This window comes from Treponema sp. Marseille-Q4132 (assembly GCF_014334835.1).
Classification (GTDB): Bacteria; Spirochaetota; Spirochaetia; order Treponematales; family Treponemataceae; genus Treponema_D; species Treponema_D paredis.
The window spans coordinates 316737-328339 of sequence record NZ_CP060591.1; the positions used below are offsets into that span (position 1 = coordinate 316737).

The 11603-nt window shown below is 49.2% G+C and carries 8 protein-coding genes; 4 read left to right on the forward strand and 4 right to left on the reverse strand.

All coding sequences use genetic code 11. The annotated features are described in order from the left end of the window. Positions 1 to 78: 78 nt before the first annotated feature. From mfd to gmhB, 4 genes are all read left to right on the forward strand, one after another. Positions 79 to 3939, forward strand: a complete 3861-nt coding sequence (mfd, locus tag H9I35_RS01490) for a transcription-repair coupling factor (RefSeq protein ID WP_187419898.1) — start codon at positions 79 to 81, stop codon at positions 3937 to 3939. A gap of 94 nt (positions 3940 to 4033) precedes the next feature. Then, the gene (locus H9I35_RS01495; RefSeq protein ID WP_187419899.1) at positions 4034 to 4315 is read left to right on the forward strand and encodes a hypothetical protein; all 282 of its coding nucleotides are present in this window, start codon (positions 4034 to 4036) and stop codon (positions 4313 to 4315) included. Between the two features lie 32 nt (positions 4316 to 4347). Next, the gene (locus H9I35_RS01500; RefSeq protein WP_187419900.1) at positions 4348 to 5349 is read left to right on the forward strand and encodes a GHMP family kinase ATP-binding protein; all 1002 of its coding nucleotides are present in this window, start codon (positions 4348 to 4350) and stop codon (positions 5347 to 5349) included. A 24-nt stretch (positions 5350 to 5373) separates the two neighbouring features. Continuing rightward, complete coding sequence (gene gmhB / locus H9I35_RS01505; RefSeq protein WP_187419901.1) at positions 5374 to 6717, forward strand: D-glycero-beta-D-manno-heptose 1,7-bisphosphate 7-phosphatase; 1344 nt, start codon at positions 5374 to 5376, stop codon at positions 6715 to 6717. 324 nt (positions 6718 to 7041) lie between these two features. Here the strand turns inward: gmhB and rodA are convergent, their stop codons facing one another. The 4 genes from rodA to mreC are packed head-to-tail and all read right to left on the reverse strand — an operon-like array spanning position 7042 to position 11603. Continuing rightward, positions 7042 to 8355 carry a rod shape-determining protein RodA gene (gene rodA, locus H9I35_RS01510; protein ID WP_187419902.1) on the reverse strand — a complete coding sequence of 438 codons (1314 nt, stop codon included), beginning with the start codon at positions 8353 to 8355 and terminating at the stop codon, positions 7042 to 7044. 4 nt (positions 8356 to 8359) lie between these two features. Next, positions 8360 to 10240 (reverse strand): penicillin-binding protein 2, encoded by a 1881-nt coding sequence (mrdA, locus tag H9I35_RS01515; RefSeq protein WP_187419903.1) that lies wholly within the window; start codon positions 10238 to 10240, stop codon positions 8360 to 8362. Continuing rightward, positions 10237 to 10743 (reverse strand): rod shape-determining protein MreD, encoded by a 507-nt coding sequence (gene mreD, locus H9I35_RS01520; RefSeq protein ID WP_187419904.1) that lies wholly within the window; start codon positions 10741 to 10743, stop codon positions 10237 to 10239. Before mreD ends, mrdA begins: the two co-directional genes overlap by 4 nt. After that, a complete protein-coding gene (mreC, locus tag H9I35_RS01525) occupies positions 10740 to 11603 on the reverse strand; it encodes a rod shape-determining protein MreC (RefSeq protein WP_187419905.1) in 864 nt (287 codons plus the stop codon). Before mreC ends, mreD begins: the two co-directional genes overlap by 4 nt.

Consider the following 11603-nt stretch of genomic DNA (forward strand, 5'->3'; position numbering starts at 1 on the left):
AAAAAACAGTACGTTTCAATTACGTCTCCCAAAAGGTGTAAAAACAATAGACCTTTTCTATAATATCGGACAAACCGTATGTATACATTATCGACAAATTCTATCAAAGAAGCAATACACTCATGGCCTCCCATGCGCGATGCCGTCTCCCTCTTGACCGCCTCTTCATCGACTTTTCCTTTTTCGATAAGAGGACTTCACGGCGCTCTTTCAGCTTATTTTACAGCCGAATACTGTGAACGCATACAATCTTTAGCGTTTAAAGAAAGCGTATCGGGAGCGGTATCGTTCGATTCGCGTTCATCCGACATCGTCATCGTCACGCCCGGAGAAAACGAAGCGCTCAACATCCGAACCGATTTGACTTCGATTTTTCCCGAAGCGGAGATAATCGATATACCCTGGTGGGGTATGATCCCCTACAGACCGGTATCGCGGGGAGCGGCCGTATTCGGAGAGCGCGCGGCGGCTCTCGCAAAACTTGCAGGAGCGGGAAGGGAAGGCTTTTCTCAAAAACCGAGAATCTTTATCGTGAGCGAGCGCGTTTTTCTCTCGCCGCTTCCGCCTCCCGAATCGGTAAAGCGCCGCGTGTTTTCTCTCTTTCGCGGTCTGCGCACCGACACGATAAAAACGGCGGAAAAACTTTCATCTCTCGGCTATACGAGAGTGCCGCGCGTTTACGTGCAGGGAGAGTTCAGTTTGAGGGGCGAAGTGCTCGACGTATTCGTTCCGCAAAGCGCAGCTCCTTGCCGCATCATATTCGACTTCGATACCGTCGCGCAGATTAAAACTTTCGATACGGATACGCAGACGACGACAGGCTCCCTCGAAAGCATTTTTATTTCTCCGATGCGCGAAGTGATTTGGGACGATGCGCTTTTGACCGATTTGAAAAAAGCGATAGAAGTATACGAAGCGACGGCCGTGAGCGCCGAAGATGAAACGGGACTGCCGAATGCGGTATCGCAAAACCGGGAGACGCCGTATTCCGATGTGGACAGGCACTCCGATACGGCGGATAACACGAGTGCCGGCGAGATACCGTCTTCCGACGAAGATGAGTTCTCCGATGCAGGCGTACCGGATGACAAAGAGCCGCTTCGCAAAAATTTTCGCGCACACCTTCCGTTTACAAAAAAAGCGAAAGCCGTGTTATCGAATATGCTTTCCGAACTTGAAACGGCAAAATCGTGCGAAGGGGAAGAGCTTTTATATCCCGTGTTGTGGAAAAAACGCTGTACGATTTCGGACTATATCGGCAAGCGGACGACCGTTTTTTTCTTCGATTACGACCGTCTCGTAAACGCCGAAGAAACGATCGTTCGGGAATACGGCGGCATGTACCGGAAAGCGCGTCTTTCGTTTCCTGCCTTTCCGCCCGAGCAAATGCTCTCCGATTTCCGAAAAAACCTAAAAATCATCTCAAGAAGTATACTTTTTCATACGGTTTCCCGGGAAGACACAGCTTCAACCGGTGAATCTCCGTCCGATATCGCTTTTTCGTCTGAAGTGTCGCGGAGCTTTTTCGGCAATATTCCGTTTTTTAAAGAGGAAATCGGAAAGCTGCAAGATGCCGGCTGGAAGATCGCAGTCTTTGCGGACGGCGAAAATCAGGAGCGGCGCATAGCCCAATTGCTCTCGGATTTTACCGAAGAGCGCGGATACGAAAGGGCTTCGAACGAAAGCGATGTAAAAATATATGAACGCGATGCAAAACCGTACGAAGAGCTTACGCATGAACGCCGCACTCTCGAGCGCTCTTCCGCATCCGGAGAAAACCGCTGTGCGCTTGCCGTTTTTCCCGAAGCCATATCCGAAGGCTTTTCTATCCCCGACTTAAAGCTCATCGTCATACAGGAAAACGAAATATTCGGCAGAAGGCGGGCGGTACCGAAATCGCTGAAAAAAGCCAAAAGCGCCGCAATCGACACTTTCGTCGAACTTACCCCCGGCGACTACGTCGTGCACGTACAGTACGGCATCGGTATCTTTTGCGGTATCGAGCGCGTAAAAGCCGGCGGCAACGAGCGGGACTATATAAAGCTCGAATACGCGGACAAAGAGGTCGCTTTCGTTCCGATCGAACAGGTGAACATGGTGCAGCGCTATATCGGAAGCGAAGGAGATGCTCCGAAGCTCGATAAAATCGGCAGTAAAAGCTGGGAAAACCGAAAGCGCAAAGTACAGGAAGCCGTCGAAGATTTGGCAAAAAAGCTCATCGACCTCTATTCGAGGAGAAAAGCGTCGAGGGGATTTCCGTTTCCGAAAGATACCGAATGGCAGACTTCGTTCGAAGCGGCCTTTCCCTACGAAGATACGAAAGATCAGGCTTTTGTCACCGAAGAAGTCAAGCACGATATGGAAAAACCCGTTCCGATGGACCGCCTCATCTGCGGAGACGTCGGCTACGGCAAAACCGAAATCGCGATGCGCGCCGCGTTCAAAGCGGTGATGGGCGGAAAGCAAGTCGTTTTTTTGGCGCCGACGACGATCCTCGCCGAACAGCATTACGAAACCTGCGTCGAACGCTTTGCGAATTTCCCCGTCAAAATCGCAGTCCTCTCACGCTTTGTACCGCACGCGGAACAAAAAAAGACTTTAACTCTCCTCTCATCGGGCGATATCGACATCGTCATCGGTACGCACCGCGTCATTCAAAAGGATGTCGTCTTTAAAAATCTCGGTCTTATGATAATCGACGAAGAACAGCGCTTCGGCGTAAAAGACAAAGAAAAACTCAAAGAGATGAAAGCGAATATCGACTGCCTTGCACTTTCGGCGACGCCCATCCCGCGCACGCTTCACATGAGCTTACTGAAAATCCGCGACATGAGCTTGCTCGCGACGCCTCCGCAAAACCGGCAGGCGATCGAAACGTCTATAGAGCCGTACAGCGACGAACGCGTAGCTTGGGCGATCAGGCGGGAAGCGGAGCGGGGAGGGCAAGTGTTTTTTTTACACAACCGAGTCGAATCCCTTTTCGAAGTGCGGCGAAAAATCGAACGGCTCATCCCCGAAATGCTCGTCGACGTCGCACACGGACAAATGATGAGCGGAGAACTCGAAGACATCTTCCGCCGTTTTAAACTCGGCGGATTTCACGTACTCGTTTCGACGACGATCATCGAAAACGGCATCGACATACCGAACGTCAACACGATCATCATCGACCGGGCGGATATGTACGGCATTTCGCAGCTCTACCAGCTACGCGGGCGTGTCGGGCGGAGCGACCGGAAAGCATACGCCTATCTTTTGTATCCTGAAAATACATCTCTTTCCGAAGTCGCGATGAAGCGCCTGCAAGTCATCAGCGACTTTACCGAACTCGGAAGCGGATTTAAAATCGCAATGAAAGACATGGAAATCCGCGGAGCGGGAAACCTGCTCGGCCGCGACCAGTCGGGAGACGTGTATGCCGTCGGATTCGAGTTGTATTTGAAATTGCTGAACGAAGCGGTCGAACGTCTTACCGCGTCGGAAAATTACAAAGCGCAGAGCGAAGTGCTCATGGAACTCGAATATACGGGCTTTATCCCCGACACCTACGTGCGCTCGGCGGAGACGAAAATGGAAATCTACAAAAAGATCGCGTCGGTACAGACGGACGACGAATTGATCGCGGTGATGAACGAAATCGAAGACCGCTTCGGCCCCGTTCCCGACGAAGTTGCAAGCCTCCTGTCGCTCGCCGAAATACGCATCCTGTGCAAAAAGCTTTCGGTGAGCGCGCTCAAAGAATCGAAGGGCGTCGTCGAAATCGAATTTGCAAAAGTGTCCGACATTTCGGTCGATCGCGTATTGCAGTTGATAAAAGAAAGTTCGGGCAGCGTATGGCTCGACGCTGCAAAACCGAATATGCTGTTTTTAAAACTCGGAAAAATCGGTCTCAAAGAAAAAAGCGAATTTATCAGAGAGCGTCTCGAAAAACTTGCGTGAACGTACACGGGACGGCTCGAAAAACTCGCATAAGATTTGCAGTATCGGCTCGGAACGTGATATAGTGTGGTATAATTATTAAAGTGGGGTAGACATGCTTTTATTCGGAAAAAAAATTGAAATTTACGAAAGCCGGAATTACGGCGAATTCAAAGCGCTCAAAAAGCTGCTTAAAAAAAACGGCATTTCCTACGGTACCGGCTGGGTACAGACGGAAGTCGCGTGCGGCTGCGGTGCAAAGATCAATATGAGACAAGTCATCAACCCCGATTACAGCCCCTATGTGTGGTCGGTATACGTGAGACCCGAAAACGAAAAAGAAGCAAAGCGTCTTGCCGAAGAGCTGGAAAAAAATCTAATCGATCGCAATCATTGACACGGCGGTGATTAGCCCTTATAGTGTTTTGTATGATAATTACACAAACGCCGTTTCGCATGAGTTTTTTCGGCGGCGGTACGGATTTCAGCGGATTTTACGATAAACACGGAGGCGCCGTCATTTCGACGACCTTCGATAAATACTGTTACGTAACGGTACGCCACTTGCCGCCTTTTTTCGATTACAAAACGCATCTTACTTATTCCAAAGAAGAAAAGGTTTTTTCTAACGATGAGATCGTACATCCTGCGATCCGCAATGCGATGCAGTGGCTCGATATGCACGATATCCGTATGACTTACGAATCGGATCTTCCGGCAAGAAGCGGACTGGGCACTTCTTCGAGTTTTGCCGTCGGTATGCTCGAAGCCTTTTATGCGCTCAAAGGCAAATATGCCGACAAACGAAAACTTGCCGACGACGCGATTTATTTGGAGCGCGTTTTATGCAAAGAAGCGGGCGGCATTCAAGATCAAATCGCGGCGAGCTTCGGAGGTTTTAACCGCATCGATTTCAGCTGCGACGGCTACAGCGTCAAACCCGTCATTATCAGTCCCGAACGCAAAAAAGCGCTCAACGACCGTCTCATGCTTTTTTTTACGGGATTCAGCCGCTTCAGTTCGGATATTCAGCAAAGTACCGAAAAATCGATGAAAGACAAAACCGAAGAGCTTTTGAAAATGTACCGCCTTGTCGATGAAGCCGAAAAAATTTTTACCGACAAAACCGTAAATCTCGACGAATTCGGAAAGCTGCTCGACTATACGTGGAAATTAAAGCGCGGCATTTCACCGGGCATTTCGACCGGAAGCATAGACGAACAGTATGACAGAGCGATGAAGGCCGGAGCCTTGGGCGGAAAACTGCTCGGCGCGGGCGGCGGCGGATTTTTACTGTTCTACGTTCCTTTTGAAAAACAGGAAGCGGTCAAAGCCGCCCTTGCAAGTCAAATGTACGTTCCGTTCCGCTTCGAAAACGACGGCACGAAAGTTATCTATTACGGGCCCGAAACCTATATCGAAAAAGAGTAGGGATTTTATTAATTAATAAATCGTATGAAAGCAATTATTATGGCAGGCGGCAAGGGAAGCCGCATTCAAAGCGTCAGAAGCGACGTCCCGAAGCCCATGATCGAAATCTGCGGCAAGCCGATCCTCCGATATCAAATCGAAAACCTGCGCGCGTGCGGTCTCAGAGATATCACGCTCGGAGTAGGCTATCTCGGAAACGTCATCAAAGAGTATTTCGGCGACGGAAGCAAGTTCGGCGTCAATATCGATTATTTTACCGAAGATCATCCGCTCGGAACGGCCGGCGCGCTTTTTAAAATGCTCGACGGAAAAAATTGCCGCGAAATCGATACGAAAACCGCAATCGACGACGATTTCCTTTTGCTGTGCGGCGATATAATTTTCGACGTCGATTTTAATCGCTTTATCGATTTTCACAAAAAGCACAACGCGTGGGCAAGTCTCGCGTCCCATCCGAACGGGCATCCCTACGATTCATCGCTTTTGGTTACGGAAATACTGCCGCCCGAAAGTGAAGGCGGGCTTCCCGTGCATACTCACCGCGTCGTCAAATGGCTTGCAAAAGAAGACGAACGCACTTGGTATCGAAACCTCGTCAACGCGGGCATCGAAATCATTTCGCCCGAACTGCTTCGAAAAACCGCGCGGACTTTCGTACCGCGCCATCCCGAAACACCCGATAAAATCGATCTCGATCGGGATGTTTTAAAACCGAATATCGAAAGCGGAAAAATCTTCGCGTACGAAACGCCCGAATACATAAAAGACATGGGAACGCCCGAGCGCTACTGTGAAACGGAAGCCGACATCCGAAGCGGCAAAGTTTCCGCGCGCAATTTACGATCGAAGCAAAAAGCCGTTTTTCTCGACCGCGACGGCACGATAAATAAAGACTGCGGTTTTATCACCGATGCCGAAAACTTCGAACTGCTTCCGGAAGCGACCGAAGCGATAAAAAAAATCAACGCTTCCGGCTACCTTGCAATAGTCGTAACGAATCAGCCGGTAATCGCCCGCGGAGAGTGTACCTTCGAAGAGCTTGAACGCATTCACAATAAGATGGAAACGGAGCTCGGAAAAAAAGGTGCGTTTATAGACGGCTTGTATTTTTGTCCGCATCATCCCGACAAAGGCTTTGCGGGAGAAAACACCGCATACAAATGCGAATGTGCTTGCCGTAAGCCGAAAGCCGGCATGCTTTTGCAGGCGGCAAAAGATTTCAATATCGATATCGCTTCCTCGTATATGATCGGCGACAGCGAAAAAGACGTGCTTGCGGGCGAAAAGGCCGGCTGCAAAAAAAGTTTTTTACTCGATAAAAACCGCAACGTACTCGATTGCGTTTCGGAAATCGTCAACAAAGAATAATTCGATCGTCGCTCTTGCGTACGGAAAAAGTGCGCGTGGGTTGTGCGTGCGTTACCGCGATAACCGAATAAAAACCCGCTTGCGGTATAAAAATTACCTGCTTAAATTACATCCTATAATGTATATTCTGTCTACCAATGGGTATGAAAAATACCCATTAAAACAGGCTGTTTACCCCGCTTTTTAGGGGTTATTTTGAAACGCCGGTTATGTGTCGAATTCTGTCTACCGAAATATAGGAAAAGTCTTTTTTAATTAATTCAAATGATATTGCCTCTCTGCAGGAAATTTGATAATTTACCCTGTTTGTTTTAGAGCTTTCAACTATGCGTCAAATCCGTATTTATGGTAATTGATACTCATAAGAAGTCCGACGGCGACCATCGCAGTCCACAGAGATGAGCCCCCGTACGACAAAAACAAAAGCGGTATTCCCGTAATCGGCATGATGCCCATAACCATACCGATGTTGACAAAAAAATGAAAAAAGAACATACCGAATATTCCCGCTGCGATATACGAACCGTAACCCGTCGAATTCCGCATGATTTTCAGCGTCCGAAAAAAGATAAGGCCGTATAACGCAAAGACGATGAGACCTCCGATAAAACCGAGTTCTTCCGACAAAATGCTGAATATAAAGTCCGTGCTCTGCTGCGGTAAAAACCGATAGTGGCTCTGCGTACCGTGCAAAAACGACCTGCCGAATATGCCGCCCGCTCCGATCGCTATCTTCGATTGGATGATGTTCCATCCGCTTCCTCTGGGGTCTACGGACGGATCGAGAAAAACGATGAGGCGGCTGATTTGATATTTTTTGAGTACACGTCCGGCACCGTATGAACAAAAAAGCGAAAGCGCGGCGATAAAAGCGCCGTATGAAATCCAGTAAAAATACCTCTGTCCCCGCAAATAGCGTCGTACAACGATACCGATAAGCATAATGGAAACGGAAGCTGCGATAAGCAAAAGGCGTAAGCGTATGTCGGTGAGCGCTCCGATAGCGGGAATCTTCCGATGCGCGATGACGTCGTTCCACACCGGAAGCACGGTTAAAAAAATCGTCCCCATACCGACGGCGAATACGAACACTATGTAGCGAAACGGAATATCGGCCATAAAGCACATGACGAGAAAAATGGGAATATAGACGCTTGCCGTTCCCAAATCGGGCTGAGCAAGTATCAATAATACGGGAAGAGCGAAAATAGCCGCCGCAATTAAAAAACGCTTTAAAGGGGCTTCACCTGCGCTTTCGGAAAGATATTTTGCGAGAAATAAAATAAAAATGATTTTACCGAATTCGGACGGCTGTATGCCGAAGTGACCTATACCGATCCAGCTGTTCGCGCCGTTGACGTGGCGGCCGAATATGACCGTGTACAAAAGCACCGGAGCAAGGATCGCATATAAAATATAGCTATAGCGTGTCGTTTTCCGATAATCGTAGAGCGCCGTTATGACGATAAGAACGATGCCTATGGAAGCCCAAACCGTCTGTTTGACGTATTCATTCGTAACGAGCACGCCGTCGGAATTGATTGCCGACGAATAGATAAATGCGATACCTGCCGCGGTAAGCACGAGGACGCAGACCAAAAGAATATAATCGAATGCATCGATGATTTTAAGCTTCACCGCCCTACTCCTGCCTGTTTCCGTTCGCAAGAAGATAATGAAAGCCGAGTGCATTTACGGCTTCTTCATAGGTTTGATTCGCCAATGTACCCTGTATGATGATGTTCGTCGCATAAGGCGCCCACCATTCCCACGGGTTTACCGCTTCGACAAGGGTCGAAACGACGATCTGATCTTCAACGGGAGCGTCGTAAGGTGCGTAGGCTACCATCCATGAATGCCAGCTTTTCGTATATTGCGCGACTTCGGACGTTCCGGTTTTACCTGCGCTTTGAAAACGTTTATTGCGCATCGGGTACTGGGGTGTGCCGTCGGTGATCGTATAGCGGCAGTCTTCCTGCACGGTTTTCCACACGTCGGAGGGTATATCGGATTTAAATAAAACTTCGGGTTTTACTTCCGTGATGACTTCGTTTGTCACCGGATCGCGCACTTCTTTAAGCAGATGCGGTTTATAGACGACTCCTTCCGTACACACCATCGCCATCATGTCCGCAACTTGGAGAGGAGTGGCGAGGATATAGCCTTGTCCGATGGAAGCGGACATCGTATCTCCTCCGAGCCACCGCTCGTGATACTTTCGCTCTTTCCACTGCGCGGTCGGAATAAAGCCTGAGGCTTGAGTCGGCAAATCGATTTCGGCGCTTTTTCCGAGTCCGAACATAGTCGAATACTGCGCGATTTTGTCGATACCGAGGTAATCGCGTCCGATCGTCCAAAAGTAGACGTCGCAGGACTGCGCCAGCGCGTTTTTCAAATCGAGCCAGCCGTGTCCGGGCTCCTTAAGGTGGCAGTGAAATGTACGGTTTCCGTAGAGGAGTTTTCCTTTGCATTCGATTTTTTCAAAAGGCGAAAAACTTTTTTCCTGCAAAAGAGCCGATACCATGATGATTTTAAACGTCGAACCGGGCGGATACTGGGCGGCGACGGCTCTGTTCAAAAGCGGCTTTTCGGGACTGTCGCGCAGTTTTACATACTCCTGCGAGTAGTCGTCGGAATTGAATATATTCGGATCGAAATACGGATAGGAAACGAGCGCAAGTATTTCACCCGTCGCGGGTTTTAAAACCACGACCGCCCCTACCCTGTTTCCGAGCGTTTTTTCGGCAAGCGTCTGAATACGCGAATCGATCGTAAGCACGAGATTTTTCCCCGGCTGCGGCGGGCGTACGTCGGCTTTGTCGGAAAGGATTCTTCCGCGAACGTCGACGGTGCGGCTTTCAAGTCCGCTCGTCCCCTGCAAAAGCTGATCGTACTGCCGTTCGATTCCGGTTTTGCCGACGACGCTGTTGCGCGTATAGCCTTGGTTGTATAAAACGTTGATTTCTTCCTGCGTTATGTCTCCCACGTAGCCGATGATATGGGAAAGAGAACCGGTTTCGACATAGTTCCGCCTCGGGCGCGACACCCATGAAACGCCCGGCAAATCGATTTTATTTTCCGCGATGTTCGAAATCGTTTCAAACGAAACGTTCGAGCGCACGGGAATCGCCGTATACGATTTTCGAAGCTTTTCCGGAATGCGCTTATCGATATCGAATTTAGAAATGCCGAGATACTGCGCAAGACGCGAAGCGACCGTATCGTAATGTCCTGCCGGTATTTCCGCAGGCGTTATCTCGACGGCAAAAGAATCGGTATTGATGACCATCGGTACGTTCGCATGGCGGTCGAATATTTCCCCTCTTTGTGCGGGGATGCGGGAAACTTGACTTGAAATCGTGCGCGACTGCGTGCGGTACGCATCGGAGAGAACGACCTGCATCGAAAAAAGCCGATAGATATAGAGCGCAAAACAGAGTAGAACCGCAATCCGCAAAAAGATAATGCGCTGTGTTTTGGATAAAACGGTTTTTCGCTTTCCCCGTAAAAAGTCTTCGGTCACAGCGCGCTCCTCCTTTCGGTCGAAAGCACGGAACGGAAGAGCGACAGGAATTTAAAAACAAGAGGAGCAAGAACCGTATTGCATATAAGTTCGAAAAGAAACGGAAAGGATAATACGCGGTACACTGCAGGTGAAGCCGGAAAAAGAAGCGAAATGAGCCACACGAAAAACGCTTTCAATAATGTGGCTCCGAACGCGTACAAAGCGGGCATGACGATTCCGTCGGAATTGAAAACGCTTCCGAGCGTACCGAAAACGTAGCCTATGAGCGTCCGGTACAGGCTGTGAAAACCCAAGGGAGCGGCTGAAAGAAAATCCAAAAACGCGCCCGAGACGAATCCGTTTATTTCACCCGAAGTTTTGCCGTTTAAAAACGATATGTAAAGCGAGCATAAAAGTACGATATCGGGCACGGCCGGAAGAAGAGCGATATTCGAAAGAACCGCCGTTTCGATGAGCACTGCGCAAAAAAGTATGAGAGCGGATACGATATACGACTTCATCGCGTTTCCTCCCTTTCGCTTTTGACATCGACAACGATAACGGTCTCAAGCCTTTCAAAATCGATGAGAGGAGCGACGTCTATTTCGAGCGAAGAATCGTATTCGACGACGCGGATTTCGGAAATGGAGCCGATCGGTACGTTACGCATATAGTTTCCGTTTTCGCCCGATGTCACGATGACGTCTCCGTAATTGAGCGTATCCATAACGCGCTTTTTGATATATTTGAGCGAAAGCTTCGTATCGTCTCCGAAGCCCGATAAAAGTCCCAAATCGCGCGTATTTTGAATGCGGGCCGAAACCGTACAGTCGATGCTGTAGATCGGCATAATCGAACTCGTAAACCGCCCGACTTCTATGACTTTACCGACAAGGGCGATGTTTCCGTTTTGATATGCTATGACCGGCATGTTTTTGCCGATGCCGTTTACGCTTCCCTTATCTATGGTGAGCGACGCGTAGAGTTTGTCCGTATCGCGGGAGATAATCTGGGCGGGATAATTCTTTTGTTCGAGCGATTTGACGAAATCGAGCTGCTCTTTAAGCTGTTCGTTTTCTTTGCGTATTTCCGCGTTCGTCCGCTGCATCTGCTCGTAATTTTGCAATTTGATGACGAGTTCGTCGTAATTGCGTTTGAGTTCGGACAGTTCGCGCACGGCGGCAAACTGCTTTCCGACGGAATTCGTTACGAAAAAAATACCCTTTTCCGCCGAAGAAAAGATCGAAAAACCGATGCGGCTGAAGTTGACGACAAAACTGCCGGTCGTAAAGGCGAGAAAAACTCCCGAAATGATAACGAGCAAAGCGAGGAGGAATTCGGGAAACCTGAATCGGAACGGCGATTTTACACGGATGTGCAT

Coding starts and splice junctions, on each gene's coding strand:
- mfd (WP_187419898.1), top strand. CDS start 79: ATGTATACATTATCGACAAATTCTATCAAAGAAGCAATACACTCATGG.
- H9I35_RS01495 (WP_187419899.1), top strand. CDS start 4,034: ATGCTTTTATTCGGAAAAAAAATTGAAATTTACGAAAGCCGGAATTAC.
- H9I35_RS01500 (WP_187419900.1), top strand. CDS start 4,348: ATGATAATTACACAAACGCCGTTTCGCATGAGTTTTTTCGGCGGCGGT.
- gmhB (WP_187419901.1), top strand. CDS start 5,374: ATGAAAGCAATTATTATGGCAGGCGGCAAGGGAAGCCGCATTCAAAGC.
- mreD (WP_187419904.1), bottom strand. CDS start 10,743: ATGAAGTCGTATATCGTATCCGCTCTCATACTTTTTTGCGCAGTGCTC.
- mreC (WP_187419905.1), bottom strand. CDS start 11,603: ATGCACATCCGTGTAAAATCGCCGTTCCGATTCAGGTTTCCCGAATTC.